Consider the following 26,422-nt stretch of genomic DNA (forward strand, 5'->3'; position numbering starts at 1 on the left):
TCCGACTGCTCTTAACGTACCGAACGCAGCGGCGCAGAGTGGTGCGGAAGGACCCGAGTCAGCACTTCGGCGATATAGCTTAGGAACAGCGTGCCCAGCGAGCTCTTGTAGTGCTGTGGATCCTTGCTGCCGATCGCCAGAATGCCTTGCTGCTGATTGAGCGCGACCACTGCAGCCGAGCCGATACCTCCGCTGTCTTCTTCGCCGAACAGGAATGCCAGTTCATGCGGGCGCAACACACCGCAGATTGTCTTGCCGCCACCGAGCAGTCCGCCGATGGCTTGTTGTGCTTCGGCGCTGGTGACGCTGCGGCCGACTGGCAAAGGCGATTCGCTGAACAGGATCAGGCTGACATAAGGCACCTGGAACTCGTGCCGCAGGCTTTCGTCCACCGCGCCAATAATCTCTTCCAGGCTATTGGCATCCAACAGATCGAGGACCAGCCGGCGAGTCTTGTCGAACAGCCTGTCGTTATCGCGGGCCACATCCATCAGTTGCGACAGACGGTGGCGCATCTCGATGTTGCGTTCACGCAGCAGTTTCACTTGCCGCTCGACCAGCGACACGGCGCCACCGGGCAGATGCGGGATACGCAACTCGGGGATCAACTCGTCGTGATCGACAAAGAATTCCGGATGGGCGCGCAAGTAGGCGGCGACGGTTTCGGCGTCCGGCAATTGCGGCTTGTCCTGGTTTTGCTCGGTCATAGGCGAACCTGTCCTTCGAAAACGCGAACGGCGGGGCCGGTCATCATAACGGGCTGCCCTGGCCCTGCCCATTCGATGGATAGACGGCCACCTGGAAGATCGATCTGCACGGGAGAATCCATCCAGCCCTGGCGAATCGCGGCGACAGCAGCCGCGCAAGCGCCGGTGCCGCAAGCTTGGGTCTCACCCGCGCCGCGTTCCCATACGCGCAGCTTCGCGTGCTGGCGATCGACGATCTGGATGAAGCCGGCATTGACCCGCTGGGGGAAGCGTGGATGGTGCTCGATCTTCGGTCCGAGCACCTGCACCGGTGCGTTGTCGATGTCATCCACACGCAGCACGGAATGCGGGTTGCCCATGGAGATCGCAGCGATATCCAGCTTCTGCCCTTCAACTTCTAACGGGTAGCTCAGGGCTTCGCTGTCGGCCTGGAAGGGAATCTCGGCAGGCACCAGTCGTGGTGGGCCCATGTCGACACCGATCTGCCCGTCCGGGCGGATGTCCAGTTCGATGATTCCGCCCTTGGTCTCGACGCGAATTTGCCGCTTCATGGTCAGGCGCTTGTCCAGCACGAAACGCGCGAAGCAACGTGCACCGTTGCCGCACTGCTCCACTTCGGAACCGTCGGAATTGAAGATGCGGTAGCGGAAGTCCACGTCGGGATTGTGCGGCGGCTCAACCAGCAACAGCTGATCGAAGCCCACGCCTGTGTGCCGATCACCCCACTGCTTGGCGTGCTTGGGCTGGATGTGCGCGTGCTGGCTGATCAGGTCGATGACCATGAAATCGTTGCCCAGGCCGTGCATCTTGGTAAAACGCAAAAGCATCGTCGTGGCCTCAGGCAGGCAGCAGGCTTTCGCCGGCGTATAGCTCCTGCACGCTTTCGCGGCGGCGCACTTCGTAGGCTTCGTCGCCATCCACCAGCACCTCGGCGGCACGGCCGCGGGTGTTGTAGTTGGAGCTCATGACGAATCCGTAGGCACCGGCCGAACGCACCGCCAGCAGATCGCCTTCGGCCAAGGTCAACGGGCGCTCCTTGGCGAGGAAGTCGCCGGTCTCGCAGATCGGCCCAACGATGTCGTAATGGCGCGCCTCGCCTTCGCGGGGCTGCACCGGTACGACGTCCATCCAGGCCTGATACAGCGCCGGGCGGATCAGGTCGTTCATTGCAGCATCGACGATGGCGAAATCCTTGTGTTCGGTGTGCTTGAGGTATTCCACGCGGGTCAGCAACAGGCCGGCGTTGGCGACGATGGACCGGCCCGGCTCGAAGACCAGCGCCAGGTCGCGTCCGTCGATGCGCTTGCGCACTGCCTGGATATAGTCGCCCGCCAACGGCGGCTGCTCTTCGCGATAGCGCACGCCGAGACCGCCGCCCAGATCTAGATGACGAATCTGGATACCGCGCACGGCGAGGCGATCGATCAGCGCCAGCAGACGGTCGAGCGCATCGAGGAACGGCGGCAGGGTGGTGAGCTGCGAGCCGATGTGGCAATCCACGCCAACGACTTGGAGGTTGCACAGCTCGTGGGCGCGGGCATAAACCTCTTCCGCCTCAGCAATAGCGATGCCGAACTTGTTTTCCTTGAGCCCGGTGGAAATGTACGGGTGCGTTCCGGCATCGACATCGGGATTGACCCGCAGCGACACCGGCGCAATCGCACCAAGCTCGGCCGCGACCTGTTGCAGGCGCTCGAGCTCCTCAGTGGACTCGACGTTAAAGCAGTGCACGCCGACTTCCAGCGCACGGCGCATGTCATCACGCGTTTTGCCGACGCCGGAAAAGACGATGCGCTCAGGCACACCGCCCGCGGCGAGAACACGCTCGAGCTCGCCACGCGAAACGATGTCGAAACCGGCGCCCAGGCGTGCCAGCACGTTCAGCACACCGAGGTTCGAGTTCGCCTTGACCGCAAAACAGACCAGATGCGGCATGCCTTGCAGGGCATCGGCATAGGCGCGGTACTGGGCCTCGATATGCGCGCGCGAATAGACGTAGGTAGGGGTGCCGAAGCGTTGCGCGAGGGCGGGCAGCGCCACGCCCTCCGCGAAGAGTTGACCGTCGCGGTACGAGAAGGCCTCCATAGAATGCCTCCTTTACAGTTCGAAACGGTCTTTGGAACGTTCTTTGGCGGTTGCGTCGTCGTCCGGCAGGTAAAGCGGGCCTTTCTGGCCGCAGCCGCTGAGTACGGAAGCGAGAACCGCAAGTGCGATGAGTGGAAGCAGCAGACGCTTCATGGGGGTGCAATCCTTAAAAATCGATGGCCGGAGTATACCCAGCACCCAGCGGATTGCCTATGTGGCCGCGCTGGTCGGCGATTTTGAAGCGTCGTTGGGCTGGCAGTCGCTCGCTAGACGCGGCGGTGCCCTGCTAAGCTCGCCAGCATCGCCGGCCGGCCCGTGGCGCCGCCGTACCACCCGTACCGAGGAAACGATTCATGAGTCTGAGCGAAGCGCGCTTTCACGATCTTGTCGACGCTGTGCAGGAAGAAATCGAAGATGTGTTCGACCACAGCGGCATGGATGTCGATCTGGAAAATTCCGGCGGCGTCCTCACCGTGCGTTTCGAGAACGGCACCCAGCTGATCTTCAGCCGTCAGCCGCCTTTGCGTCAGCTCTGGGTAGCAGCGCGCTCGGGTGGGTTTCACTTCGACTACGACGAAGCCGCCTCGCTGTGGATTTGCGACGCCAACGATGAGCGCTTGGGTGAGCTGTTGGCCAGGGCCACGCAGGAGCAGGGCGGCGAAGCGCTCGATTTCGAGGATCTTTGAGACAAGCCTGACGGGCCCCAGCTATTAGGCGATTGAGATGTAGTACTGCGTCGCTTGCTTATTTAATGAGCTGTGATAGGGTCCACTTCAGGTTAAAAAACCCCGCCTTCGGGCGGGGTTTTGCTTTTTTTGTCATTCGAATTTTACAGGAGCTCACCAGGACCCATGACCAGCGCACCGCTCATCATCATCACCCAACCCGATCTGCAGCGGCTTGAGCGATTGCTCGACAGTCTGGCTGACTACGGTCCGGCTGCTGAGGCGCTCGAGGACGAGTTGTCCCGCGCCCAGGTGGTCGAGCGTAGCGAGCTGCCTGCCGGCGTGGTGTCCATGAACTCCCGCGTCCATTGCCTGGATGAAGGCAGTGGCAAGGATTATCACTTGACGCTGGTCTTTCCTCAGGACGCTGGCAAAGAGGGCACTGTCTCAGTGCTTGCACCGGTCGGCAGTGCGCTGTTGGGCATGAGCGTCGGTCAGCACATCGACTGGCCGACACCGGGTGGCAAGGTGCTCAAGCTGACCCTGCTCGCGGTCGAATATCAGCCGGAAGCGGCGGGTGATGTCAACCTGTAGCGAGCTTGCGCGACGCCTTTGCGAATATGTCGGCGCCGCGTTTCGTCAAACCGACATCAGGGCCTGATTCAGCGCGGTTTCAAGCTGGGCCTTGTAGCGCAGATGCTGCACGGTCTGGGTTCGCCCGTTGCCCTGAAGCCCCGACAGGTCCAGGTCGGTGATGTAGCAGGGGTAGCGCTCGCCGCTGCGACGCTGCGCCAGGATGTAGCGGGCTACCGCAGCGAATAGCTCGGCTCCATATTCCGGGCTGGAAAACTCCTGATGGTTGCAGTAAAGCGTGACCTGCAAACGGCCTTTTTCGCTGGGCTCGATGATTGCCTGGATGTCATAGAACGGATCGCTGGCTTCCTCGCGTGGCGCAGGCCTGCGCTCGATGGTCGATGGTCGATCCGGCGAAGGCGGCTGTATCCGATAGAACAGGATATCCACGGCTGCGAGGCGGCTTTCCTCGAACGGCAGCTGGGTGGTGCGGCGATAGCTCACCGATTGCAGGAAGCGTAGGAGCGGGGTCAGCAGGCTCTGCTCGTCTCGGTAGGGCGCCTGTTGGCGCCACAGCGCATTGAATTCGTCGAGTACGGTCAGCTCCGCCATGGCGCCCTGGATGCGGTAGAACACCTGCAGACACTGCGGTCTGGCCTGGGCGAGGATCAGCGATAGGTCATTACCTTCCAGCGCATGACGATCTACCCGAATCGGACGGTAGCCTTGATGTGCCTCGCCAAGATGCTCAAGCAGTGCATCTATGTCGCTCAGGGCTGTATGACGAACATTGCCGGGGATCAGGTCAAGCAGATGGAAATGTTGGCGGACCTGAAGCAAGTAACGATTCTCGCCCGGTTCGCCGAGCCCCACCTGCGCGTCGAGGAAGACCGTTTCGACCCGTCGGGCCACAGCCACGCCAGCGTTTCGGCAGAAGCAGCGCACCTGTAGGCTCGGCCTTTCGCCATTTGCAGGCAGTTCCTGCAGGTAGTCACGCAGGCAGTCCGGCAGAGGAGCGGCGCTTTCGTAGCGGGTGGCGATCAGCTCGTTCCAGCTGTTTAGCGTGAGCTGATCGATACTCAGCACTAGTTTTTTCCTGGCTGCGCCATGCCCCAGATAGTCGTTCAATTCGTCGAAAGACAGGGGTTGCAGAGGACTGAGCGGATCGAGGCCGACGTTTACCAACAACAACACCTTGACTGGAGAGGCAGCGCTCAGTAACGCATCGTCGGCGATCGCTTGCAGCGGCATTGGAAATGCCTGCCTGAGATCAGTCAGAAGGGAAAACAGCTCTGCCTCGGCCAGCCCGCTATCGCCCGGGTGAAGCGCGACATGGGTCGCGGCATCGATTACGCCGTTGCGATGACACCAAGCAAGTAGCGGTACCAATTCGCGGGAGCGCTTCAACGGCGAAAAATTGGTGATTTGCCTCGCGTTCAGGTTGCCCTCGTAGAGCGCCCAGGAAACGTCACCGGCGGCATCGTAACCATGAACGAGCGTCAGGCTGTGTTCGGCCAAGTCTGGCGCTATGCCAAGATTGATCGACTCAATCTTGCCGGCCTTGCGCTCGATGGCAGCGTGCAGACGTCGGCCGAGCACGCCGAAGTCGCGCCCATTGATGCTGCTGGTGATTTGCAGTCGCCGGGCCAGTTCGCTGAGAAAGCGGTAACCGTAGGTCAGCTCATTGACCAATGCGCGCCGCTCTTCCACCACTCTCCGAACCTTCCACTGGCTGCGCCCATCGAGCTGGGCGAACTGCCGCTCGCCCCATTCCCAGTGCTGGGTGAGGCATTCGAGCAGGCGCCGCTTCCAGCTCTTGTTGCGGCTGGTGGGGGGGCGGCTTAGTGGCTTGTTAATCTTCAGATAAAGGCAGCGCCGTAATAGGGCCAGGCGCTCCCGGTCACCGCGGCCGGCAAGGTATTGCTCTATCCTGCGGTACGCGACGATATAGGGATCGAGATCGTCCAACTCCAAGCGGTTGGCATAGACCGCCTGCTTGAAATCCAGGCTCAGGCAGCGCACCTGGGGATGCTCGCTGGCATACACCTCGACGAGTAGAAGCTTGAACAGGGATTTGTAAGGCGACTCGATGGCCTTGTACAACTGCCACAAGCCGGCACCGAGGTATTCGCCTGGCGGGATGTTGCCGAGACTGCCAAGGTCGAGCACCTCATCGCTACGCACGAAGCGTTTGTCCAGCAGGGTGCGCACGTACTCGTTGTAACGGTGCTCTTCATAATCCGGCACCAGCCACCAGAGCGGTGTGCGCCCGCCGAGCCAGATGGCAGTGCGGTAGAACTCATCGAGCAGCAAGTAATGTTGGGTGGTGCCGCAGTCGTCGGAGGTCAGTTTCGCTTCCCGCTCACCTTGGGTGAAGCGCAGCGGGTCGACCAGAAAAAAATGCGCCTCGCTGCCCTGCGTAGCGGCCCAGGCCTGTAATAAATCACACTTTCGCCGCAGCTCGTCGATCTGCTGTGGCGACAGTTCCGGATCATGACAGACCCAGACATCCAGATCGCTCTGCTCGTCCTGGGCGACGGTCCCCAAGCTGCCCATCAGAAACAAGCCGAGGATCGACTGTGGCGGACTGCCACGCAGCGGCTTGTAGGAAAAGGAGCGACTCAGACGCTGCGCCTCGGCCAGCGTCTCGGCATCCGGTTCGAACCCAGCCAGCCCTGCCGGCGTGGTGCCGGAAACGTAACCCGGCAGGATCGGATGGTTGACGTGAAAAAGCAGCGGCAGCAGTTTGAGTACCAGTTGCTGGCGCGGCGGCATAGCCAGCCGGGCGCGCTCCAGGCGACCGGCATTGACGGACAGAAAGCGAGCGCGTAGCGCGCCAAGGACCTTGCGGTCGATACCCTCTTCTAGAACGGGGCGGATTTCCTGGTGGCGGGTCATTCAGGCAGTTCGTGCAGGCGGTCGACGTTGTCCGACCAGTTTATCGAGGCAGTGAGGGCGGAAAGTACCACGGGTGAAGGCCCAGAGGAAAAGCCACAGCGGCAACCGTTGCCGGTTGCAACGTGGTATCCGCGACGGGAAATTGCTGTGAGCGGGGCTGGCGCTCGTTATGGCGCGCCAGAACTGCGCTAATGTCAGGCTGTGGCAGTTTCCGAAAGAATGGTCAGCAGGACCTGTGTGTGCTCAGCCGCGTCGCGGCCGAGGCTGGTCAGATAGCCGCCGTCGGGCTGGGTTGTCAGGCCTTTGGCATGCAGGCGCTGGGCTGCGGCGATGGCGGCATTGCCGGCATCATGATGCACCTTCAGGCCTTCGAGCTTGTTGTCGAGGTTGAACAGACGAAGAATTTCCAACTCGGCTATCAGATCGGGGGTATAGGACATGTTCGCTCCTCGGGTGGTGGGTCTAAGCCGTTTTTGCGAAGTGTAGATGCTGTGCGCGAACCTGCCGCGACAGGGCGCTATTCGGGGAGGTCAGGCAGATTGCGCAGCAGTGTTTCGTAGCCTTCGGTGTCGAATGCGCGGTCTTCTTCGAGCATCTGCCGAATCTCGCAAGCCAGGACCAACGCCATCATCTTGAGAATTTCGTCGCGCTCGTAACCAACCAAGGTCAGCTTGTTCAGCGTCGCCTGCGTGGCGGCCGGTTCGCCGGCCTTGAGCTGGTTTTCGATGGCTTGGATCAAGGTTTCTTCGGCGAAGGCTTCATCGTCGTCGGCAGTGGTATCGGTCATGGGCGCAACTCTCGTTAGGGAACATCTTGATAGCGTGTTTCGTCGTGTCCCGGCAAGCTGCGTGTCTGGTAGCCAATGCCGCCTGAACGCTTCGCTTGGATCGGTCTCTATTCCTACTATGGGCTTTCGAGGAGCGCGACCAAGTCATGATCATTTTCCACTGTCTTGAAAACGGCGCGCTGGTGCGGCGTACTGCCGAGCATTTGCAGGCGCTCCCTGACAATGTGCTATGGATCGACCTGCTTTCTCCTGACCAGCAAGAAGAGCGCTTCGTCGAGTCGGCGCTGGGCCTGGATATTCCAACCCGCGAAGAGCTGGCAGAAATCGAGGATTCTTCGCGTTTTTACGACGAGGACGGTGTGGTCTTCATGACCACGACGGTGGTGATGGGAATTACCGATCGTCGCCCGAAAAATGCCGAAGTGACCTTCGTGCTGACCCGTCGCTGCCTGATAACCGTTCGTTACGCCGAACTGAGTGCGTTTCGCCAGTTTGAGACCAAAAGTGCACGGCAGCCGTCGGTCTTTGGCACCAGTCACCAGATTTTTCTTGGCTTGGCCGATGCGGTTGTCGACCGCATCGCGGACGTGCTGGAAAACGTTCAGGTTGAGCTCCAAGCTCTGTCGTGTCGCATCTTCGATGAGAGAAAGGCGCAACGCAGGGACCTACAGCAGATCATTCAGCAGCTTGGCCAGCATCGCTCGCTGCTGTCGCAACTGGGCGAAAGCCTGTTCAGCTCGACTCGTTTGATCGCGTTTTACCGCCTGCATGCCGGTGAGCCCAAGCAGGGCGTCGCCAAAGGGTTATTGAAGGCGCTGGAGCGGGACGTGCGTTCGCTGGGCGAGCATCAAGCGCGACTATTAGGCGATATCGCCTTTCTGCTCGATGCCACGCTCGGCCTGATCAATATCGAGCAGAACAGCATCATCAAGGTGTTCTCCATCGCTGCAGTGCTATTCCTGCCACCAACGCTGGTCGGCACGGTATACGGCATGAACTTCGAACACATGCCTGAGCTCGGCTGGCTACTCGGCTATCCAATGGCGCTGATGATGATGGTGATATCCGCGATAATTCCTTACGCCTGGTTCAAGTTTCGCGATTGGTTGTAATCAGCCGAAAAAATACAGCACTACGCAAAAGGCTCCGAAAAGTGCCCAGACCGAGGCGAAAATGAGTGGCGTGCGTAGCGAGAACAACAGCGTTCGCTTGTAGCGATGACCTCCGGCCGGACTGTTACCTTCGCCGAACAACGCTGATTCCCGGTTTGGTAGCAGGCCTGCCTGGCCCTCGATCTGTAGTAATTCGGCCTGTTTCTGATGCCAGCGTTCTATGACGTCGAAGCTGGATTTGATTCCGGGCATCGCGTGGAATGACGTCAGCAGGCCCAGTCCCGCCAGGATCGCCGGTACTACCAGGCGGAACAGACTGCCCCATTCAGGATTGGTATTGGCCATTGACGAGGCGAAAGCGATCATCAAAAAAGACTGCGCCGACAGGTACGAGCTGGTTCGATCAGCCAACAACGTCGACTCGAAATGGATCTCAGAGCGGTAGAACAGTAGGCGCTCCTTGGGCGTATCGAAGACTTCTGCGCCTTGCGTGTCGTGATTCAACAGCAGTGTTCGGAGGTCGGTCATAAACGTACCGGTCTGCGACAGGAAATTAACCTGTCGGATGTGAGGTTACCGGTAGGCCAATACGGCGCGCGCAGGTTCCGTCAGTCGCTATCTGCGAGCGCTAACAGCGCATCGCCACTCAGGCGATAGGTCGTCCACTCCTCCTGCGGCCTGGCGCCCAGCGATTCGTAAAAACGAATTGCCGGTTCGTTCCAATCCAGCACGGCCCATTCGAAACGGCCGCAATCCTTGGCCACTGCGAGTTTCGCCAGATGCCGAAGCAGCGCCTTGCCGGCGCCGGTGCCGCGCGCTGCGGGACTGACGTAGAGGTCTTCGAGATAAAGCCCGTTACGGCCAAGCCAGGTGGAGTAGTTGAAAAAGTACACCGCGTAGCCGATCGGCTCACCGGCGCGCTCGCAGATCAGTGCTTGGGCCGTGGAGCTGGCCGAGAACAGGCTGGACTCGATGCCTGCCACATCCGTCTTGACCTCATGTTCGGCCTTCTCATAAATCGCAAGCTCGGTGATGAAGCGCAGGATCAGCGCGGCGTCATCGCGAGTGGCGGGACGGATGGTCAGAGTCATGTGAAATTCCGGTTTCCCTGATCTGTGTAGGAGCGAGCTTGCTCGCGAAAAGCCCCAGCGGACAGCGCGTTCGCGAGCAAGCTCGCTCCTACGACAACAGCAGATGCTTAGCGCGAGGTAAGCAGTTCCTGCCCGCGCTGCACCGCTGCGCGTACCTGATTCGGCGCCGTGCCACCAATGTGGTCGCGGGCGTTGACCGAGCCTTCCAGCGTTAGCACGGCAAAGACGTCTTCGCCGATCTGGTCGCTGAACTGGCGAAGCTCGTCGAGGCTCATTTCAGCCAAGTCCTTGCCGGTCTCGACGCCGTACTTCACCGCATGCCCGACGATCTCGTGGCAGTCGCGGAACGGCAAGCCCTTGCGCACCAGGTAATCGGCCAGATCGGTGGCGGTGGAGAAGCCGCGTAGTGCCGCCTCGCGCATGATCTCGCGCTTGGGCTTGATCGCCGGAACCATGTCGGCGAAGGCACGCAACGAGTCGCGCAGGGTGTCGGCGGCGTCGAACAGCGGTTCCTTGTCTTCCTGATTGTCCTTGTTGTAGGCCAGCGGCTGGCCCTTCATCAGCACCAGCAGGCCGCTCAACGCGCCGAATACGCGGCCGGTCTTGCCGCGTACCAGTTCGGGCACGTCCGGATTCTTCTTCTGCGGCATGATCGAAGAACCGGTGCAGAAGCGGTCGGGCAGGTCGATGAACTGGAACTGCGCGCTGGTCCAGAGCACCAGCTCTTCGGAGAAGCGCGACAGGTGCATCATTGCCACCGATGCGGCGGCGCAGAATTCGATAGCGAAGTCGCGATCGGAGACGCCGTCTAGCGAGTTACCGGAAATGGCCTCGAAGCCCAACAGCTCGCAGGTGATTTCGCGCTGGATCGGGTACGTCGTGCCAGCCAGCGCGGCACTGCCGAGCGGCATGCGGTTGGTCCGCTTACGGCAGTCGACCAGACGCTCGTGGTCGCGCGAGAGCATTTCGAACCAGGCCAGCAGATGATGGCCGAAGGTCACCGGCTGGGCGGTTTGCAGATGAGTGAAGCCGGGCATGATGGTGTCGGCTTCGGCTTCGGCCAGACCCAGCAGGCCCTGCTGCAGGCGAGTGATTTCGGCGAGGATGGTGTCGATCTCGTCACGCAGCCAGAGGCGGATGTCGGTGGCGACTTGATCGTTACGCGAGCGGCCGGTGTGCAGCTTCTTGCCGGTCACGCCGATGCGGTCGGTCAGACGCGCTTCGATGTTCATGTGTACGTCTTCGAGGTCGACGCGCCAGTCGAAGGTGCCGGCTTCGATCTCACCCTGGATGTCCTTCAGGTTGGCGATGATCTGGTCGCGTTCGGCATTACTCAGCACGCCGGCCTTGGCCAGCATCGTGGCGTGGGCGATGGAGCCCATGATGTCGTGGCGGTAGAGGCGCTTGTCGAACTCGACGGAGGCGGTGAATCGGGCGACGAAGGCGTCGACGGGCTCGCTGAAACGGCCGCCCCAGGACTGGTTGGTCTTGTCGGTGCTCATGAATGCGCTCGCTGAATCGGGAACTGGAAAACCGCGGATGATAACAGGGTTGGCCAGCGCTCCGGAGTCGCCCCGAACAGTGAGCTGAGCAGCAATTTCATGCTTTGGGGTTGCGCTGCATCACGGCCTGGTTGCGGTAGCGCCAACGCCCGCGGAAACTGCCGCCATGCAAACACTACGACCCAAACGGGCGCGCCCCGCCGCGCCGATCGATGAGTTCTTCGTGCCCGAGCTGTGCCAGCCCGAGGCGCTGCTCGGCCTGGTGCTGCTCGCCGAGCTGTTGGTACTGGTGCTGGTGCTGGCCGAACCGATGCAGCCGGGCTTCAACTGGATGCGCCTGGCCCTGACTTCGCTGTTCGTTCAGTGGGTGATGTTGCTCTCGGCCGGTCTGACCTGCCAGTTGCGGCCTTTGCTGGCGCGGCTGTCGCCTGCGCTGGCAGGGCTTGCCTGCTGCGCCATGGTGGTCGGTTTGACGCTGTCCTGCACCGCAGTGGCCGATATCTACCAGTTGGGCGGGCCGCTCACGCGTGTTGGCGAGGTCAATCTGTACCTGCGCCATGCGCTGATCAGCCTGATCATGTCGGGACTTCTGCTGCGCTATTTCTACCTGCAGAGTCAGTGGAGGCGGCAGGAGCAAGCGGAGCTCATGGCGCGGATCGAGTCGCTGCAGGCGCGCATCCGGCCGCATTTCCTGTTCAACAGCCTGAACAGCATCGCCAGCCTGGTAGTCAGCAATCCGACCAAGGCCGAGCAAGCGGTGCTGGACTTATCCGATCTGTTTCGCGCCAGCCTCGCCCGGCCCGGTACGCTGGTGCTCTGGCGTGAGGAGCTGGAGCTGTCGCGGCGCTATCTGTCGATCGAGCACTATCGGCTCGGTGAGCGGTTGCAGGTCGACTGGCAGGTGGACGGCGTACCGGACGACCTTCCGATCCCGCAGCTGACCTTGCAACCCTTGCTGGAGAACGCGCTGATCCATGGAATTCAGCCGCGAATCGAGGGTGGCGTCGTCAACGTGGCGGCCTATTATGCCGATGGCGTGTTTCATTTGCAGGTCAGCAACCCGTTCGACGAGACTGCTCAAGCGCAGCCATCTCGGGGCACACAGCAGGCGCTGCATAATATAGACGCACGACTAACGGCACTTTTCGGTCCTGCAGCGAGTCTCAGCGTGGAGCGGCGTAACGCCCGTTACTACACCTGTCTACGCTATCCGTGTGCGACACAAAAGCAGGAAGCCAGATCCATATGAATGTGCTGATTGTCGATGACGAACCTCTAGCCCGCGAGCGCCTCAGCCGACTGGTAGGTGACCTTGACGGCTATCGTGTCCTGGAACCTTCTGCGTCCAATGGCCAGGAAGCGCTGTCCCTGATCGAGGAGCTGCGTCCTGATATCGTGCTACTGGATATCCGTATGCCGGGCCTCGATGGTCTTCAGGTCGCAGCCAAGTTATGCGAGCGCGATGCCCCCCCTGCCGTGATTTTCTGTACGGCCCATGATGAATTCGCCCTTGATGCCTTTCAGGTCAGCGCAGTTGGCTACTTGGTCAAGCCGGTGCGGCCGGAGCATCTCGCCGAGGCGCTGAAAAAAGCCGAACGGCCGAACCGGGTCCAGCTCGCCGCGCTCACCCGTCCCGCCGCGATCACCGGTACGGGGCCGCGCAGCCACATCAGCGCGCGGACCCGCAAGGGCATCGAGCTGATTCCGTTGCCACTGGTGATTTACTTCATTGCCGATCACAAGTACGTCACCCTGCGTCATGAGGGCGGCGAGGTGCTGCTGGACGAACCGCTCAAGGCGCTCGAGGATGAGTTCGGTGATCGCTTCGTGCGCATCCATCGTAATGCGCTGGTCTACCGCGATCGCATCGAACGCTTGCAGCGCACTCCGCTCGGTCATTTTCAGCTATTCCTCAAGGGCCTCGAAGGCGAGCCGCTGACGGTCAGCCGACGTCACGTCGCTGGGGTGCGTAAGTTGATGCAGAACCTGTGATAGCGACAAGCCAAAAGAATATCCGCATGAAGCAGAAGCCCCAAGCTTTGAGGCTTGAGGCTTGAGGCTTGAGGCTTGAGGCTTGAGGCTTGAGGCTTGAGGCTTGAGGGCCTGTTATCATCCGCGGCAGTTCATTTGCCTGGAATCGTCATGTCTCGCGAAATTCGTATCGCTACCCGCAAGAGTGCCCTGGCCCTGTGGCAGGCCGAGTACGTCAAAGTGCGCCTTGAAGCCGCACATCCGGAGGTGACGGTCAGTCTGGTGCCGATGGTCAGTCGCGGTGACAAGTTGCTCGATGCTCCTCTGGCGAAAATCGGTGGCAAGGGCCTGTTCGTCAAAGAGCTGGAAACGGCACTGATGGAGAACGAAGCGGACATTGCCGTGCATTCCATGAAAGACGTGCCCATGGAATTTCCCGAGGGGCTTGGCCTGTATTGCATCTGCGAGCGCGAGGACCCGCGCGATGCCTTCGTCTCCAATCACTACGAGAATTTCGACGTGCTGCCCGCCGGTGCGGTTGTGGGCACCTCGAGTCTGCGGCGCCAGGCTCAACTGCTGGCGCGGCGTCCCGATCTGAAGATCCAGTTCCTGCGCGGCAACGTGAACACCCGGTTGGCCAAGCTCGATGCTGGCGAATACGACGCCATTATCCTCGCCGCCGCCGGCCTGATTCGCCTCGGCTTCGGTGAGCGCATTCGTTCCAGCATCAGCGTTGAGGACAGCCTGCCAGCGGGTGGACAGGGCGCGGTCGGCATCGAGTGCCGTACCGGCGATATCGAATTGCATGAGCTGCTGCAGTGCATGAACGACCCGCAGACCGCCATCCGGGTCAGCGCCGAGCGCGCCTTGAACCGTCATCTGAACGGCGGTTGCCAGGTGCCGATCGCCTGCTATGCGGTGCTCGAAGGCGATCAGCTGTGGCTGCGCGGTTTGGTGGGGCAACCTGATGGCACGTTGTTGCTCCGTGCCGAAGACCGTGCGCCTGTCGCTGAAGCCGAAGCATTGGGCGTGCGGGTTGCCGAAGCGCTGCTGGAGCAGGGCGCGGAAAAAATTCTTCAGGATGTCTATGGCGAGGCCGGCAAGGCGTGAGCGGCTGGCGTCTGCTGCTAACGCGTCCTGCTGAAGACAGCGTCGCCCTGGCGGCGGCGCTGTCCGAGGCGGGGATTCAGAGCAGCAGCCTGCCGTTGCTTGCTATCGAGCCCTTAGTCGAGACGGCCGAGCAGCGCGCGACGATGCTCGAGCTGGATCGCTATTCTGCCGTCGTGGTGGTCAGCAAGCCGGCCGCAAGGCTGGGGTTGCAACTGCTTGATCGCTATTGGCCACAGCCGCCGTTCGGACCGGTCTGGTTCAGCGTCGGAGCCGCGACCGGGGCGATACTGGAAGGCTTCGGACTGGATGCCAGCTGGCCTGCCAGCGGCGACGATAGCGAAGCGTTACTCGCTCTGCCGCGTCTGGCCCAAGCGCTCGGCGTGGCGGATCCAAAGGTGCTGATCCTGCGTGGTGAAGGCGGTCGTGAGCATATTGCCGAGATGCTCCGCAGTCGTGGCGCTCAAGTCGATTGTCTCGAACTCTATCGACGCTATCTTCCCGACTACCCGCCCGGAATACTGGTCGAGACCCTTCGTTCGGAACGGCTGAATGCGGTAATGGTCAGCAGTGGGCAGGGCTTGGAGTCGTTGCGCGAGCTGGCTGGCTCCGACTGGTCCCTGTTGCGTGAACTACCCTTGTTCGTACCGAGCCCGCGTGTGGCCGAGATGGCCGTGGCGTTGGGCGCCAAAACAATAGTGGACTGCCGTGGTGCCGGAACCGCGGCTTTGCTGGCGGCGCTGCGGGAAAATCCCGAGCCCGCTTTCTGATGCAAAGGATGGAAACGTGAGCGAAGTAGATCCCGATAAGGCACCGCAGCAACCCACGGGCAACGACCCCGTTATACCCGCTAAAGACATTCCACCGAAGAGGCCGGCAAGCAGCACACAGAAGACCGATAGCAGCGGCCGCGGATTGGCCGGATTTGCGCTGCTGGTCGGACTTGCCGGTCTGGCTGCTGGCGGCTACAGCGTCTGGCAGACGCAACAACTGAGCCAGCAAGAACAGCAGCAGCTCGAAGCGGCGCAAGCCACTCGCGAGCAGGCACGTCAATTGGGCGAGCACAGTCAGCAACTGGCCAGTCGTCTGGGACGGCTGGAACAGTTGCCCTCAGCAGAGCAACTGGAAGATCGGCGGCGTCTGCTTTCGGAACTGCAAAGCGACCAACAACGGCTTTCCGGGCGGGTCGAGCAGGTACTCGGAGCCAGCCGCGAGCAGTGGCGACTCGCTGAAGCCGAGCATTTGTTGCGCATGGCCATGTTGCGGCTGTCGGCCATGCAGGACGTGAACAGCGCCGAATCGCTGATTGCCGAAGCAGATCTGATCTTGCGCAAGCAGGACGATCCGGGCGCTTACGGGGCCCGACAGAAGCTGCTGGAGGGTCTCGAAGCGCTGCGCAGTTTGCCGGAGCTGGACCGTACCGGCCTGTTCCTGCAACTGGGCGCGTTGCGCGGTCAGGCCAATCAGCTTAGCGGTTTGGCCCCTGAATTCGAGAACGGCCAAAGCCAGCCTGAGACGCAGAGCGAAAGCCGCTGGCAGCGTTGGCTTAATGAGCTGACACGCTACGTGCGGATTGATTTCAACGCCGGCACCGATGTCAAGCCGCTGCTTGCCGGTCAGAGCCTGGCGCAGGTGCGGCTGGCCCTTTCGTTGGCTATCGAGCAGGCGCAGTGGGCCGTGCTCAACGGCAACGCGGAAGTTTATCGGCAGTCCCTGAGCCAGGCCGCTCGGCTGATCGAGGACCACTTCAGCGAAGAGAACGGTCAGAGCCGCGGCCTGCGTGATCGCATCGAGGCGCTTGCAAAGCGGCAGGTATCGGTCACCCTGCCGGATTTGTCGCCCGCATTGAAGGCCATGCAGGCCTATGTACAGGAGCGCGAATCTGCCGAGAGCGCCGAACCTTCTGAACAAGGTGCAAGCGAACAACCCGCTGGCGAAGCTGAACAGGCACCCGAGGCTGAGCGGACTGGCGAGGAGGGGCAGCGCATATGAAACGGCTGGCCATCATACTCGTCGTCCTGCTCGCCATTGTCGGCTTTCTCGGCTGGGCCATTTTTCAAGATTCCGGCTACGTCCTGATCAGTTACGACCGTTTTCGCTATGAGTCGAGCTTCTGGGTATTTCTGGGGCTGATCGCCTGCCTCTGGCTTGTGGCTCTAGTGGTGCACTGGGTGCTGGGGTTGCTTTATACCTCCGGTACCCTGGCCAATCCCTGGTCGCGGCGCCATCGTGCACGCCGCGTTGCCAAGGCCTCGCAAATAGGCCTGCGGGAATTGGCCGAAGGCCAGTGGAGCCAGGCGCTCAGCCATCTACGTACCGCCGCCGAGCACGATCATCATCCTCTGGTGCATTACCTTGGTGCGGCCCGTGCCGCCAGCGAGTTGGGTGAATACGAGCAGAGTGACGAGCTGCTGCAAGAAGCGAGGAAGCGCGAACCGCAGGCCACGCTTGCGGTTGGGCTGACTCAGGCTCAGTTGCAGATCGCACGTGGGCAATACGGCGAAGCTCGTGAGTCACTGAATGTGCTGCATGCTGACCATCCGCGGCATCCCTATGTCCTGACCCTGTTGCAGCAGCTCTACGTTCAGTTGCAGGACTGGCCCGCGCTGTGCCGGTTGCTGCCGGAGCTGCACAAGCATCGCGTTCTGCCACCTGCGCGCTTGAGTGAACTGGAATTGCTGACCTGGACGGCCGCTCTGGAGCAAGCCGGTCAGGCTCAAGGCAGTGCCGAAAGCGATGCCCAGCAATCACTTAACCAACGCTGGCAGACTGTACCAAACGCGTTACGCAGCGAACCGTTGGTGGTACGCGCCTACGCCGATGGTCTAAGTCGGCTGGGTGCCGAAGAGAAAGCAGAAGAGGTTCTCTATGCCGCGCTCAAGCGTCAGTTCGATGATCGTCTGGTCGAGCGCTATGGGCGTGTGCGCGGACGCGAGCCGTCGCGCCAACTGGCGCATGCGGAGGCCTGGCTGAAAGGCCACCCGGAAAATGCCGAGCTGCTGCTTGCGCTTGGGCGTTTGAGCTTGCGCAATGAACTCTGGGGCAAAGCACGCGATTACCTGGAAGCGAGCCTGCGCTTCGAACACCGTGCGGAAACCTGCGCCGAGCTTGCGCGCCTGCTGGCACAGCTAGGTGACAACGAGCGCAGCAATCGGCTCTTCCAAGAAGGGCTCGGGCTCCTCGATCGATCAGGCGGTAGCCAACTGCAGGTCATCAGCGGCAGCTAACGGCCGGCAAAGCGCGTGACGGCCATCCCGTGCCGCCGCGTCGAGTCTTGCATAGCGCTTGCAGCTCGCCGCGCGCAGCACTACCGTAGCGAGCTTTTCCCTGTCTGCGGAGTCACCATGAACCTGGCCAGCCCACGTTCGCTATTTCTTCTAGCCTTCATCGGCAGCGTGCTGATGATGATCGCTGCGCTCTATCTGGAACATGTAGTCGGTCTGGCGCCGTGCCCTTTGTGCATCGTTCAGCGCATCTGCGTAATCGCTTTCGGCCTGGTTTGCCTGGTCGCTGCGATTCATGGTCCGCGCACCACCGGCCGCCGCGTTTATTCGATTCTGGCGCTGCTATCCGCGCTCGCCGGTGGTGCCACAGCCATACGTCAGATATGGCTGCAGAACATGCCGGCCGATCAGCTGCCGAGCTGCCTGCCCAGTCTCGAATACATGATGAATGCATTGCCGTTCCAAGAGATTGCCCGACTGGTGCTTCACGGCACGGCCGAGTGCGCCGAAGTCAGCTGGACATTGCTGGGTCTGAGCATCCCCGAGTGGACCTTGCTGGCGTTTATCGGTATGGCGATTTTCTGTCTTTGGCAACTGCTGCGGCGCGATTGAGGCTTTTTTTCGGAGTGGATGAATGATCGCTGCGCTTGGCGGTCAATGATCCAGAGCGAAGCGATTCGTCACAATTGTTGCTAGAGAATTTCGTCCGCGCTGCTTGATGCTTCGATCGTCGCGGCATAGTCTGCTCGGGCAGTGTCGGTTTTCTGCCAATTCGCTGTCACTCACCCGAGGCCATTATCCCCAGACAAAAACATCGTCTTGGAAGGCGCAACAAGCATCATTGATAAGGGAAGTGAGGTCATCATGCTCGAGAGCTGTCGGAACGCCCAGGAACGCTGGGGAGGTGTGCACTTGCTGATCGACCGTTGGCTGCAAGAGCGCCACGCACTGATCAACGCATTCGATGGGTTGCATGTAAGCGACGCCACCGCGAGCCGTTCCGCCTTGCAGAAATTTTGTGAAATTCTGCTCGACTACGTGTCGGCCGGACATTTTGAGATATACGAGCAGTTGCTCGATGAAGCCGAAGCATTCGGAGACAAGCGCGGCCTCGACCTAGCCCATCAGATCTATCCGCGCATCGAAGCGATTACCGAGGTTGCGGTGGCCTTCAATGATCGTTGCGATAACGGTGACTGCCTCGACAGCCCGGGCCTGCCGGATGAGTTGAATTGTCTTGGGCGACTGCTGCATGAGCGCTTCGAGCTTGAAGACTGCCTGATCGAAGTGCTGCACACGGCGCATAAGCAGGCCGCCGCTACCGCCTGACCCTGGTCGAGCTTAAATAGGCGCTGCGCGCGGCATGCCGTTTTGGGGCTGTTGGTCGACTGCTGCTGCCCATCCAGTATTGCTGCACCATCCTGCCAGGAGGCGCCTTCATGCCTACGAAGAAGAACTCTGTAACCACGCCGTTGGACTTGCTGCAGCAGTTGTCGCGCAGCTTGGTGGAGCATCTGGAAACGGCTTGCAACGAGGCGCAGAAGGACACGGAAACTCTGCTTGCCAAGCTTGAGAAGCAGTGTGAAAAGGCACAGGAAAAACTCACCAAGGCCCGAGTCAAACTCGACGATGCGGGTGGCGCGGGCAAGTCGAAGGAAAAGACCAAAGCCCGTGCCAAGCTCGTCGAACTCGAAGGCATGCTCGCTTTGCTACAGGCGCGGCAAGGCGAAACGCTGAGCTATCTGTCTGAATTGAAGCGCGATGTGGAACAAAGCCTAAATCTCGCCCAAGGCGTCACTCAGGTTGAAAAGGCCGCTGCGCAAGCTCTGGCGTCACGTGGCAAGCAGGCCCCGTCTCCTACCGCTAAGGCCCCGAGCAAGGCATCCACTAGTGCCACCAAGCCCACTGCCAAAGCCACTCCAGCCAAACGGCCCACTGCCAAAGCGACGCCCAAGGTTTCGACAGTAACCTCTGGTTCCGCCGGAAGCCGCGCTAAACCCGGTGCTGCGGAGATCGTTACATCGGAGACGCCGACCGCGGCCAAACCATCCGCACTCAACGCGCCGGCGACGGGCGCGTCTCGTTCCGCCGGAAGCCGCAGTAAGCGACCTTCAGCGGAACAATCTACGCCGGCAGTTGGCAAGCCCGCCGCGAAGAAGCCTGCAGCGCGCAAGCCAATAGCTCCGCGCAAGCCGGCCGCAGCCACGAACGAAACTGAAAATCAGTCGTCGCCCAGCGCGAACTGATTCGCCGCGCGTCGCAGTACTTCCAGCGGTGCGTGTAGTTCGCCGTTGAGATCGGCGCAGAGCCGCTCCAGCCAATCAGTTGTTCGGCTCTCTGTCGTCCAGTGCCGCGTTGCATGTTGCAAGCGCTGGAGTTGGACGCGCTCGGCGTCCAGTTCCAGTTTTTTTACCCGCTCGCGTAGAGCAGCCAATTCTTCATCGTTTGCGGCCTGTTTACGCCAGCCTTGGCGAAGGCTGCGCAGTGGTGCGACCACCTGGCTCCGCCAGACATCGCTGATTTCTTTCAGCTGCGCCAGTCGCATCTCGTCACGGGCGATGCCGCGGCAATCCAGCCAGGCGCCGGTCAACATTAAGCAAACATCTGCGCCAGCCGTCTGCAGTTCGAGGCAAGCGGCTTCCACGCCAGGTTTGGCGTAGCAGGCGACGGCAAAATTCCACAGTTCATCGGTAGTCATCGGTAACTGCTTTTTTTCATTGGCACCGGATGGATTTCCAGGCGACCTGATAAACTCCGCCGCCATTATGATCCGACTTCAGAACCTGACTCTACAGCGCGGCCCGCAGCGTTTGCTCGAAGGCGCCGAGCTGACCCTTCATCCTGGCCAGAAGGTCGGGCTGGTTGGTGCCAACGGCGCCGGTAAATCTAGCCTTTTCGCCTTGCTGCGCGGGGAGTTCGCTCCTGATGGCGGCGATTGCCGATTGCCGCCGGACTGGCGTATCGCCCATATGCGTCAGGAGGTCGATACGCTCGATCGCCTGGCCGTGGATTACGTGCTCGACGGCGATACCGAGTTGCGTCGCGTCCAGGCGGCGCTGGCCGCCGCCGAGGCTGCCCATGACGGCACGGCGCTGGCGCGCCTGCATACCGAGCTGGACAACGCTGACGGTTATACCGCCGATGCGCGCGCGCGCAAGCTGCTCGCCGGCCTGGGTTTCGCCAACGAGCAGATGGATCTTCCGGTCAGCAGCTTTTCCGGTGGTTGGCGGATGCGCCTGAACCTGGCGCAGGCGCTGATGTGCCCCTCCGATTTGCTGCTGCTCGACGAGCCCACCAACCACCTCGATCTAGATGCCATTCTCTGGCTTGAAGCTTGGCTCAAGAGCTATCCCGGTACGTTGATGCTGATTTCGCACGACCGTGACTTCCTCGACGAGGTCGTGGGCAACGTCGTGCACGTCGAACAGCGCAAGCTGACCCTTTACCGAGGCGGCTATTCGGCCTTCGAACGGGCGCGTGCCGAGCGGCTGGCACAGCAGCAGCAGGCATTCGAGAAGCAACAGGCGCAGCGCGAGCACATGGAAGACTTCATCCGCCGCTTCAAGGCCAAGGCAAGCAAGGCACGCCAGGCACAGAGCCGAATCAAGGCGCTAGAAAAGCTCGAGGAGCTGGCGCCGGCACATATCGATTCTCCGTTCGACTTCGTTTTCCGCGAAGCGGACAAGGTATCTAGCCCGCTGCTGGATCTGGCTGAGGGGCGCCTCGGTTACGGCGACAAAGTGGTATTGGACAAGGTCAAACTGCAGCTGGTACCCGGCGCACGGATTGGCCTGCTCGGCCCCAATGGTGCGGGCAAGTCCACGCTGATCAAGACGCTGGCAAACGAGTTGCAGCCATTAAGCGGCCGCCTGCAACGCGGCGAGAATTTGGTGATCGGCTATTTCGCCCAGCATCAGCTCGACGCGCTGGACCCCAGGGCCAGCCCACTGCTGCACTTGCAGCGCATCGCGCCGGGCGAGCGGGAGCAGGTATTACGCGACTTCCTGGGTGGTTTCGATTTTCGCGGCAATCGCTGCGATGAACCGGTACTCAATTTTTCCGGTGGCGAGAAGGCTCGGCTGGCGCTGGCGCTGATTGCCTGGGGTAAACCCAACCTGCTGCTGCTCGACGAGCCGACCAACCACCTGGATCTGGAAATGCGTCTGGCATTGACGCTGGCGCTGCAGGATTTCGAAGGCGCTGTACTGGTGGTGTCGCACGACCGCCATCTGCTCAAGAGCACCACCGATGAGTTTCTGCTGGTGGCTGAAGGGCGGATCGCTGCGTTTGACGGTGATCTCGAAGACTATGCCCGGTGGTTGGTGGATTACCGGGCCCGCCAGCAGCCGGTGAGCACCGCCGAGCCTGCCGGTGACAAGACAGACAAGCGTGCCTTGCGTCAGGCTGCAGCAGCGCTACGTCAGCAGCTGGCGCCGCTCAAGCGGCAGGCAGACAAGCTGGAAAAAGACCTGGCCGGCGTCCACGACAAGCTGGCTGTGCTCGAAGAGCGCCTCGGTGATGCCGCTATCTACGAGGCGGCACGCAAGGACGAACTACGTGAGTTGCTCGCCAAACAGGCGGAGTTGAAGGTACGCGAGAGCGAGCTGGAAGAGGCCTGGCTGGAAGCGCTTGAGGCGCTCGAAGCATTGCAGAGTCAACTCGAGGCCAGTGCATGAACGATCAGATATTGCTTCTTTCCCAAGAATGGCGTGACCAGTTACTGCTCGGATTGCAGGTGCTGCTGATCCTGCTGGTCGCTTACATTTTGCAGCGCCTGGTGGTGCGCGGATTGACGAGGCTTGGCAGTCGTTATCCGCTTCCGCCCGAGTTGCTCCTGCCGCTGCGTGGTGGTATTCGCTGGTTCGTCATTGGCGGCGCGATGATCATGGTGCTGGAGCGTTTCGGAGTGTCCGCAACGGTGCTCTGGACCGCCTTCTCCGGGTTCGTGGCGGTGGCGGCAATTGCGTTCTTCGCCATCTGGAGCGTGCTCTCCAACCTACTCTGCGCCGTGCTGATCATGACGGTTGGGCCCTTTCGGTTGGGTGATCTGGTGGAGCTGGTCGAAAGCCTCGACAAGCCCATCGTCAAGGGCCGAGTCATCGATATCAACCTGCTTTACACCACGCTTGAAGAGGTATCCGAAAGCGGAACCGGTGCAATTGTTCAGGTGCCCAACAGCTTGTTCTTTCAGAAAGTCGTGCGCCGTTGGCGCGGGACCGACATACAGACCCTCAATCACAACACACACGAGTAATACTCATGGAATGGCTTAGCAGTCCAGAAATCTGGGTCGCGTTTCTGACCCTGACCGCCTTGGAAATCGTTCTCGGCATCGACAACATCATTTTCATTTCCATTCTGGTCGGACGCTTGCCGAAGGAACAGCAACCCAAGGCGCGCTTCTTCGGGCTTGCGCTGGCAATGGGGACGCGAATCCTGCTGCTGTTGTCGATTGCCTGGGTGATGCGCCTGACCAACGATTTGTTCACGGTGTTCGAGCATGGCGTGTCCGGTCGTGACCTTATCCTGTTCTTCGGCGGTTTGTTCCTGCTGTTCAAAAGCACGATGGAGATCTGGCACAGCGTCGAAGGCGAAGAAGGCCAGGACGGTACCACCGGCGGCGCGGTCAAGGCCGGCTTCATTGGCATCATTCTGCAGATCGCGGTGATCGATATCGTCTTCTCGCTGGACTCGGTGATTACTGCGGTGGGTTTGGTGGACAACGTGCAGGTGATGATTGCCGCGATTGTCATCGCCGTTGGGGTGATGATGCTGGCAGCCGGCACTATCAGTAATTTCATCGAGAAGCATCCAACGCTGAAGATTCTTGCGCTGTCGTTCCTTATCGTGGTCGGCACCCTGCTGGTTGCTGAGGCCTTCGGCGCGCACGTGCCCAAGGGCTACGTGTACTTCGCGATGGCGTTCTCGCTGGCGGTAGAAGCGCTCAACATCCGTATGCGCAAGGCAATGAACCGCAAACTGAAGGACCCGGTCAAGCTCGGCAAGGATATGCCAGGCTAACCCGCATAGCTGGCTGCGCCTGCTTGGCGCAGCCGAGTGAGGATCAAACATGACGCCCGAAACCTGGCTTGCCTTCTTCGTCGCCTGTTGGGTCATCAGCCTGTCGCCGGGCGCGGGGGCGATTGCCTCGATGTCCTGTGGACTACAGTACGGATTCTGGCGCGGCTATTGGAATGCCATTGGTCTGCAGTTGGCACTGGCGCTGCAGATTGCGGTGGTGGCGGCGGGCGTCGGCGCCGTGTTGGCGACGTCGTCGCTGGCCTTCAGCGTGATCAAATGGTTCGGCGTCGCCTATCTCTTATGGCTTGCGCTGAAGCAGTGGCAGGCGGTGCCGGAAATGCTCGATGACAGTTCCGCGCCGCGGCCGATCGGCCGACCGTTGACATTGGTATTGCGCGGCTTTCTGGTTAACGCCAGCAACCCCAAGGCGATCGTCTTTATCCTCGCGGTGCTGCCGCAGTTTCTCGATCCGCAGCGCGACCTCGTGCTGCAGTATCTGCAAATGGGCGCAACCATGGTAGTGGTCGATCTGATCGTCATGGCCGGTTATACCGGCTTGGCCGCCAAGGTGTTGCGGCTGTTGCGTACCCCGCGCCAACAACGTCTGGTCAATCGCAGCTTCGCGGTGATGTTCGCCGGCGCGGCGGCATTACTGGCTACGGTGCGGCGGGCAGTGGTGTGACGGAAGTCGGGACGTTGCGCGTGTGGATTGATGCCGACGCCTGCCCAAAGGCGGCGAAGGATCAAGTAATCAAATTTGCCCTCAAGCGCAAATTCGAGGTGGTGCTGGTGGCCGGACAAAGCCAGATCAAGCCGGCCTTCGCCTGCGTACGGCTGATCGTAGTGCCGAGCGGTCCGGACGCCGCGGACGATTACTTGGTTGAGTACGCCAAGCCCGGCGAGCTGGTGATTTGCAGCGACGTGCCGCTGGCGGATCGGCTGGTCAAAAAGGGCGTGGCTGCCCTCGACCCGCGCGGGCGCGAGTTCGATGAGCGCAACATGGGCGAGCGCCTGGCGGTGCGCAATTTATTTACGGACCTGCGCGAGCTAGGGCAAGTGGGCGGCGGTCAAGCTGCTTACGGTGAGCGCGACCGGCAGGCCTTCGCCAACGCGTTGGATCGGCTGCTTGCGCAGTTGATGAAAAAAAGCCGATAGGCGGCATCAAACTTCGGAAGAGCAAACCTTTAGAAGTCTGGCGCGTCCAGCCTTCAGCTTACCCACAAAGATAAGTGCCGGTGCCTACCGCCACCAGCACCCCTTCCTCGTTATGCAGTTCGGAGCGAACCACGGCTACCTTGTTGCCGGAACGCAACAGCGTCGCGCTGGCGCTGAAACGCTTGCCTCGTCCCGGCCGTAAGTAATCGATTCGCAGATCAATAGTGCCGAGACGTGAAAGCCGCACGGCGCGCTCTTCGGTCGTCAGGTGCTGATGCTTCTCGAAGGCACCAATCATCGCCATAGCTCCACCGGCAACGTCGAGCAGAGAGGCGATTACGCCGCCATGGAGAATGCCGTGAAAGAAGTTGCCGACCAGCTCATGTTTCATCGGCAGGTGCATGACAATTCGCTGGCGAGATACTTCGTCTAGCTCGATGCCCAAATACTCATTGAAGGGAATGCGCTCGAAGAGCTTGCGCACGGCTTGTTGTTGCTCTTCGATGGTGTCGATGTTGTTGGTCATGGGGGCGGCATCCTGGCAGGTGAGGCAAAGCTGCCGGAGGATGACGGGATTGACCAGTGCCACGGCAGGAGCGCCGGTACGATTGGCCGTATAGCCACGAGCGGGGTGAAAAATCCCGAGTCCTGTGCTCGGGATGCCGGACAGGCGAGACAGGTGGTTACTTGCTGGTAAGTTCCAATACCCGATCGACCAGCTTGTTTATGCCTGTCGCGGCTTCGCTGATTGATTGAGCAAGCATGTAGGCGGGGGTCGTCACCAGCTTGTGCTTCGAGTCCTCGACGATTTCGGTGACATCGCAAGCCTGATGCTCGACACCCATTTCCCGCGATGCGGCTGCCGCGGGATCATCGTCGTTGCCGAGCGTACAGACCACGCCTGGTCCGAAAATTTGTGCCGCCATGGTTGGTGCGATGCACATCATGCCGACCGGCTTGCCAGCTTTGGCGAAGGCCTGCGCGACAGACAGCACGTCCGGAAGGATCTTGCAGCCGGCTCCCTGGGTAGCGAAGTCGGAGAGGTTTTTTGCCGCGCCGAATCCGCCAGGCATGATCAGCGCGTCGAAGTCGTCGGCGCTCGCCTCCCCCAGATTCTTGATGTTCCCGCGAGCCAGGCGTGCGGACTCGGTCAGTACGTTGCGGCTTTCTGGCATTTCGTCGCCGGTGAGGTGGTTGATCACATGCATTTGTTCGATGTTCGGTGCGAAGCATTGAACCGTGGCGCCACGCTGGTCCAGACGCAGCAAGGTAATCACGCTCTCGTAGATTTCCGAACCGTCGTAAACGCCACAGCCGGAAAGAATCACGGCGACCTTTTTGTTCATAGGGATACTCCTGATCAGATTCGGCGGCCCGGCAAGAGAGCCTGGCGGACAACATCAATGCTAATCCCTGGCGAGATTCGCGGTAAGCGGTGCATAGTGGATTTGATGCGTCTTTGTAACGGGTGTTCAGTCGGAGCGGGCTCTAGCCGGCAGGCTTCAGCCCGGCGGTTGCTCGATC

29 protein-coding genes and 1 pseudogene are annotated in these 26,422 nt (G+C 60.8%); 17 read left to right on the forward strand and 13 right to left on the reverse strand.

Features of this window, described 5'->3' with window-relative positions:
- Positions 1 to 11 precede the first annotated feature (11 nt).
- From NAV33_RS11320 to lptM, 4 genes are read right to left on the reverse strand one after another with little or no spacing between them, the layout of a single operon-like run.
- The gene (locus NAV33_RS11320; RefSeq protein WP_255979982.1) at positions 12 to 707 is read right to left on the reverse strand and encodes a DUF484 family protein; all 696 of its coding nucleotides are present in this window, start codon (positions 705 to 707) and stop codon (positions 12 to 14) included.
- Entirely contained in the window at positions 704 to 1,534 is an 831-nt protein-coding gene (gene dapF, locus NAV33_RS11325) for a diaminopimelate epimerase (RefSeq protein WP_255979984.1), read from the reverse strand. Before dapF ends, NAV33_RS11320 begins: the two co-directional genes overlap by 4 nt.
- A 10-nt stretch (positions 1,535 to 1,544) precedes the next feature.
- Positions 1,545 to 2,792, reverse strand: a complete 1,248-nt coding sequence (gene lysA, locus NAV33_RS11330; protein WP_255979986.1) for a diaminopimelate decarboxylase — start codon at positions 2,790 to 2,792, stop codon at positions 1,545 to 1,547.
- 12 nt (positions 2,793 to 2,804) lie between these two features.
- Positions 2,805 to 2,945 carry an LPS translocon maturation chaperone LptM gene (gene lptM / locus NAV33_RS11335; protein WP_255979988.1) on the reverse strand — a complete coding sequence of 47 codons (141 nt, stop codon included), beginning with the start codon at positions 2,943 to 2,945 and terminating at the stop codon, positions 2,805 to 2,807.
- Positions 2,946 to 3,145: 200 nt separating this feature from the next.
- Here lptM and cyaY point away from each other — a divergent pair, with 200 nt between their 5' ends.
- Both cyaY and rnk read left to right on the forward strand, forming a co-directional pair.
- Positions 3,146 to 3,478 carry an iron donor protein CyaY gene (cyaY, locus tag NAV33_RS11340; RefSeq protein ID WP_255979990.1) on the forward strand — a complete coding sequence of 111 codons (333 nt, stop codon included), beginning with the start codon at positions 3,146 to 3,148 and terminating at the stop codon, positions 3,476 to 3,478.
- Positions 3,479 to 3,643: 165 nt separating this feature from the next.
- Positions 3,644 to 4,051, forward strand: a complete 408-nt coding sequence (gene rnk / locus NAV33_RS11345) for a nucleoside diphosphate kinase regulator (protein WP_255979992.1) — start codon at positions 3,644 to 3,646, stop codon at positions 4,049 to 4,051.
- 45 nt (positions 4,052 to 4,096) lie between these two features.
- On the opposite strand, the gene NAV33_RS11350 is transcribed toward rnk, so the two are convergent.
- From NAV33_RS11350 to NAV33_RS11360, 3 genes and pseudogenes are all read right to left on the reverse strand, one after another.
- Positions 4,097 to 6,928 (reverse strand): class I adenylate cyclase, encoded by a 2,832-nt coding sequence (locus NAV33_RS11350; protein WP_255979994.1) that lies wholly within the window; start codon positions 6,926 to 6,928, stop codon positions 4,097 to 4,099.
- Between the two features lie 194 nt (positions 6,929 to 7,122).
- Positions 7,123 to 7,368 (reverse strand): TIGR02647 family protein, encoded by a 246-nt coding sequence (locus NAV33_RS11355; RefSeq protein ID WP_255979996.1) that lies wholly within the window; start codon positions 7,366 to 7,368, stop codon positions 7,123 to 7,125.
- A 77-nt stretch (positions 7,369 to 7,445) separates the two neighbouring features.
- Positions 7,446 to 7,697: pseudogene (locus tag NAV33_RS11360) on the reverse strand (hypothetical protein); the annotation flags it as partial.
- Positions 7,698 to 7,861: 164 nt separating this feature from the next.
- On the opposite strand from NAV33_RS11360, the gene NAV33_RS11365 reads away from it, so the two are divergent.
- Complete coding sequence (locus NAV33_RS11365) at positions 7,862 to 8,827, forward strand: magnesium transporter CorA family protein (RefSeq protein ID WP_255980000.1); 966 nt, start codon at positions 7,862 to 7,864, stop codon at positions 8,825 to 8,827.
- Here the strand turns inward: NAV33_RS11365 and NAV33_RS11370 are convergent, their stop codons facing one another.
- From NAV33_RS11370 to argH, 3 genes are all read right to left on the reverse strand, one after another.
- Positions 8,828 to 9,355, reverse strand: coding sequence for a hypothetical protein (locus tag NAV33_RS11370; RefSeq protein ID WP_255980002.1), 528 nt, complete (start codon positions 9,353 to 9,355; stop codon positions 8,828 to 8,830).
- A gap of 80 nt (positions 9,356 to 9,435) precedes the next feature.
- Positions 9,436 to 9,918 carry a GNAT family N-acetyltransferase gene (locus NAV33_RS11375; RefSeq protein ID WP_255980004.1) on the reverse strand — a complete coding sequence of 161 codons (483 nt, stop codon included), beginning with the start codon at positions 9,916 to 9,918 and terminating at the stop codon, positions 9,436 to 9,438.
- 107 nt (positions 9,919 to 10,025) lie between these two features.
- Positions 10,026 to 11,420 carry an argininosuccinate lyase gene (gene argH, locus NAV33_RS11380; protein WP_255980006.1) on the reverse strand — a complete coding sequence of 465 codons (1,395 nt, stop codon included), beginning with the start codon at positions 11,418 to 11,420 and terminating at the stop codon, positions 10,026 to 10,028.
- A 166-nt stretch (positions 11,421 to 11,586) separates the two neighbouring features.
- Between argH and NAV33_RS11385 the strand changes: the two genes are divergently transcribed.
- From NAV33_RS11385 to NAV33_RS11425, 9 genes are all read left to right on the forward strand, one after another.
- Complete coding sequence (locus tag NAV33_RS11385) at positions 11,587 to 12,669, forward strand: sensor histidine kinase (RefSeq protein WP_255980008.1); 1,083 nt, start codon at positions 11,587 to 11,589, stop codon at positions 12,667 to 12,669.
- A complete protein-coding gene (locus NAV33_RS11390) occupies positions 12,666 to 13,412 on the forward strand; it encodes a LytR/AlgR family response regulator transcription factor (RefSeq protein WP_255980010.1) in 747 nt (248 codons plus the stop codon). Before NAV33_RS11385 ends, NAV33_RS11390 begins: the two co-directional genes overlap by 4 nt.
- A gap of 150 nt (positions 13,413 to 13,562) precedes the next feature.
- Positions 13,563 to 14,501, forward strand: a complete 939-nt coding sequence (gene hemC / locus NAV33_RS11395) for a hydroxymethylbilane synthase (RefSeq protein ID WP_255980012.1) — start codon at positions 13,563 to 13,565, stop codon at positions 14,499 to 14,501.
- Complete coding sequence (locus NAV33_RS11400; RefSeq protein ID WP_255980014.1) at positions 14,498 to 15,268, forward strand: uroporphyrinogen-III synthase; 771 nt, start codon at positions 14,498 to 14,500, stop codon at positions 15,266 to 15,268. Before hemC ends, NAV33_RS11400 begins: the two co-directional genes overlap by 4 nt.
- A 16-nt stretch (positions 15,269 to 15,284) precedes the next feature.
- Positions 15,285 to 16,490 (forward strand): uroporphyrinogen-III C-methyltransferase, encoded by a 1,206-nt coding sequence (locus NAV33_RS11405; protein ID WP_255980016.1) that lies wholly within the window; start codon positions 15,285 to 15,287, stop codon positions 16,488 to 16,490.
- Positions 16,487 to 17,725: a heme biosynthesis HemY N-terminal domain-containing protein gene (locus NAV33_RS11410; protein WP_255980018.1), complete on the forward strand. Its 1,239-nt coding sequence runs from the start codon at positions 16,487 to 16,489 to the stop codon at positions 17,723 to 17,725. Before NAV33_RS11405 ends, NAV33_RS11410 begins: the two co-directional genes overlap by 4 nt.
- 117 nt (positions 17,726 to 17,842) lie before the next feature.
- Positions 17,843 to 18,334, forward strand: a complete 492-nt coding sequence (locus tag NAV33_RS11415; protein WP_255980020.1) for a disulfide bond formation protein B — start codon at positions 17,843 to 17,845, stop codon at positions 18,332 to 18,334.
- 252 nt (positions 18,335 to 18,586) lie between these two features.
- Positions 18,587 to 19,051: a sigma D regulator gene (gene rsd, locus NAV33_RS11420; RefSeq protein ID WP_255980022.1), complete on the forward strand. Its 465-nt coding sequence runs from the start codon at positions 18,587 to 18,589 to the stop codon at positions 19,049 to 19,051.
- 110 nt (positions 19,052 to 19,161) lie between these two features.
- The gene (locus NAV33_RS11425; RefSeq protein ID WP_255980024.1) at positions 19,162 to 19,968 is read left to right on the forward strand and encodes an AlgP family protein; all 807 of its coding nucleotides are present in this window, start codon (positions 19,162 to 19,164) and stop codon (positions 19,966 to 19,968) included.
- Here the strand turns inward: NAV33_RS11425 and NAV33_RS11430 are convergent.
- Positions 19,944 to 20,420, reverse strand: coding sequence for a TIGR02444 family protein (locus NAV33_RS11430; protein ID WP_255980026.1), 477 nt, complete (start codon positions 20,418 to 20,420; stop codon positions 19,944 to 19,946). The two genes, NAV33_RS11425 and NAV33_RS11430, sit on opposite strands and share 25 nt — an antisense overlap.
- Positions 20,421 to 20,487: 67 nt before the next feature.
- On the opposite strand from NAV33_RS11430, the gene NAV33_RS11435 reads away from it, so the two are divergent.
- Genes NAV33_RS11435 through NAV33_RS11455 form a run of 5 tightly spaced genes read left to right on the forward strand, consistent with a single transcriptional unit; the run spans position 20,488 to position 24,898 of the window.
- Entirely contained in the window at positions 20,488 to 22,398 is a 1,911-nt protein-coding gene (locus tag NAV33_RS11435) for an ATP-binding cassette domain-containing protein (RefSeq protein ID WP_255980028.1), read from the forward strand.
- Entirely contained in the window at positions 22,395 to 22,976 is a 582-nt protein-coding gene (locus NAV33_RS11440; protein WP_255980030.1) for a mechanosensitive ion channel family protein, read from the forward strand. The genes NAV33_RS11435 and NAV33_RS11440 overlap by 4 nt, the downstream gene beginning before the upstream one ends.
- 5 nt (positions 22,977 to 22,981) lie before the next feature.
- Positions 22,982 to 23,743: a TerC family protein gene (locus tag NAV33_RS11445; protein WP_255980032.1), complete on the forward strand. Its 762-nt coding sequence runs from the start codon at positions 22,982 to 22,984 to the stop codon at positions 23,741 to 23,743.
- Between the two features lie 49 nt (positions 23,744 to 23,792).
- The gene (locus NAV33_RS11450) at positions 23,793 to 24,425 is read left to right on the forward strand and encodes a LysE family transporter (RefSeq protein WP_255980034.1); all 633 of its coding nucleotides are present in this window, start codon (positions 23,793 to 23,795) and stop codon (positions 24,423 to 24,425) included.
- A gap of 14 nt (positions 24,426 to 24,439) precedes the next feature.
- The gene (locus NAV33_RS11455) at positions 24,440 to 24,898 is read left to right on the forward strand and encodes a YaiI/YqxD family protein (protein ID WP_255980036.1); all 459 of its coding nucleotides are present in this window, start codon (positions 24,440 to 24,442) and stop codon (positions 24,896 to 24,898) included.
- A gap of 58 nt (positions 24,899 to 24,956) precedes the next feature.
- Here NAV33_RS11455 and NAV33_RS11460 read toward each other — a convergent pair whose 3' ends face one another.
- Complete coding sequence (locus NAV33_RS11460) at positions 24,957 to 25,424, reverse strand: thioesterase family protein (protein ID WP_255980038.1); 468 nt, start codon at positions 25,422 to 25,424, stop codon at positions 24,957 to 24,959.
- Positions 25,425 to 25,581: 157 nt separating this feature from the next.
- Positions 25,582 to 26,244 carry an isoprenoid biosynthesis glyoxalase ElbB gene (elbB, locus tag NAV33_RS11465; RefSeq protein ID WP_255980040.1) on the reverse strand — a complete coding sequence of 221 codons (663 nt, stop codon included), beginning with the start codon at positions 26,242 to 26,244 and terminating at the stop codon, positions 25,582 to 25,584.
- Positions 26,245 to 26,422 lie beyond the last annotated feature (178 nt).

This window comes from Stutzerimonas stutzeri (assembly GCF_024448715.1).
Lineage (GTDB): Bacteria > Pseudomonadota > Gammaproteobacteria > Pseudomonadales > Pseudomonadaceae > Stutzerimonas > Stutzerimonas stutzeri_AR.

Excerpts from the sequence above, each read along its gene's own strand:
- elbB (WP_255980040.1), bottom strand. The coding sequence starts at position 26,244 with ATGAACAAAAAGGTCGCCGTGATTCTTTCCGGCTGTGGCGTTTACGAC.
- NAV33_RS11390 (WP_255980010.1), top strand. The coding sequence starts at position 12,666 with ATGAATGTGCTGATTGTCGATGACGAACCTCTAGCCCGCGAGCGCCTC.
- NAV33_RS11410 (WP_255980018.1), top strand. The coding sequence starts at position 16,487 with ATGAAACGGCTGGCCATCATACTCGTCGTCCTGCTCGCCATTGTCGGC.
- hemC (WP_255980012.1), top strand. The coding sequence starts at position 13,563 with ATGTCTCGCGAAATTCGTATCGCTACCCGCAAGAGTGCCCTGGCCCTG.
- NAV33_RS11430 (WP_255980026.1), bottom strand. The coding sequence starts at position 20,420 with ATGACTACCGATGAACTGTGGAATTTTGCCGTCGCCTGCTACGCCAAA.
- NAV33_RS11415 (WP_255980020.1), top strand. The coding sequence starts at position 17,843 with ATGAACCTGGCCAGCCCACGTTCGCTATTTCTTCTAGCCTTCATCGGC.
- NAV33_RS11320 (WP_255979982.1), bottom strand. The coding sequence starts at position 707 with ATGACCGAGCAAAACCAGGACAAGCCGCAATTGCCGGACGCCGAAACC.
- rnk (WP_255979992.1), top strand. The coding sequence starts at position 3,644 with ATGACCAGCGCACCGCTCATCATCATCACCCAACCCGATCTGCAGCGG.
- NAV33_RS11375 (WP_255980004.1), bottom strand. The coding sequence starts at position 9,918 with ATGACTCTGACCATCCGTCCCGCCACTCGCGATGACGCCGCGCTGATC.
- dapF (WP_255979984.1), bottom strand. The coding sequence starts at position 1,534 with ATGCTTTTGCGTTTTACCAAGATGCACGGCCTGGGCAACGATTTCATG.
- NAV33_RS11355 (WP_255979996.1), bottom strand. The coding sequence starts at position 7,368 with ATGTCCTATACCCCCGATCTGATAGCCGAGTTGGAAATTCTTCGTCTG.
- NAV33_RS11385 (WP_255980008.1), top strand. The coding sequence starts at position 11,587 with ATGCAAACACTACGACCCAAACGGGCGCGCCCCGCCGCGCCGATCGAT.
- cyaY (WP_255979990.1), top strand. The coding sequence starts at position 3,146 with ATGAGTCTGAGCGAAGCGCGCTTTCACGATCTTGTCGACGCTGTGCAG.
- NAV33_RS11425 (WP_255980024.1), top strand. The coding sequence starts at position 19,162 with ATGCCTACGAAGAAGAACTCTGTAACCACGCCGTTGGACTTGCTGCAG.
- NAV33_RS11450 (WP_255980034.1), top strand. The coding sequence starts at position 23,793 with ATGACGCCCGAAACCTGGCTTGCCTTCTTCGTCGCCTGTTGGGTCATC.
- rsd (WP_255980022.1), top strand. The coding sequence starts at position 18,587 with ATGCTCGAGAGCTGTCGGAACGCCCAGGAACGCTGGGGAGGTGTGCAC.
- lysA (WP_255979986.1), bottom strand. The coding sequence starts at position 2,792 with ATGGAGGCCTTCTCGTACCGCGACGGTCAACTCTTCGCGGAGGGCGTG.
- argH (WP_255980006.1), bottom strand. The coding sequence starts at position 11,420 with ATGAGCACCGACAAGACCAACCAGTCCTGGGGCGGCCGTTTCAGCGAG.
- lptM (WP_255979988.1), bottom strand. The coding sequence starts at position 2,945 with ATGAAGCGTCTGCTGCTTCCACTCATCGCACTTGCGGTTCTCGCTTCC.
- NAV33_RS11365 (WP_255980000.1), top strand. The coding sequence starts at position 7,862 with ATGATCATTTTCCACTGTCTTGAAAACGGCGCGCTGGTGCGGCGTACT.
- NAV33_RS11435 (WP_255980028.1), top strand. The coding sequence starts at position 20,488 with ATGATCCGACTTCAGAACCTGACTCTACAGCGCGGCCCGCAGCGTTTG.
- NAV33_RS11440 (WP_255980030.1), top strand. The coding sequence starts at position 22,395 with ATGAACGATCAGATATTGCTTCTTTCCCAAGAATGGCGTGACCAGTTA.
- NAV33_RS11370 (WP_255980002.1), bottom strand. The coding sequence starts at position 9,355 with ATGACCGACCTCCGAACACTGCTGTTGAATCACGACACGCAAGGCGCA.
- NAV33_RS11445 (WP_255980032.1), top strand. The coding sequence starts at position 22,982 with ATGGAATGGCTTAGCAGTCCAGAAATCTGGGTCGCGTTTCTGACCCTG.
- NAV33_RS11350 (WP_255979994.1), bottom strand. The coding sequence starts at position 6,928 with ATGACCCGCCACCAGGAAATCCGCCCCGTTCTAGAAGAGGGTATCGAC.
- NAV33_RS11460 (WP_255980038.1), bottom strand. The coding sequence starts at position 25,424 with ATGACCAACAACATCGACACCATCGAAGAGCAACAACAAGCCGTGCGC.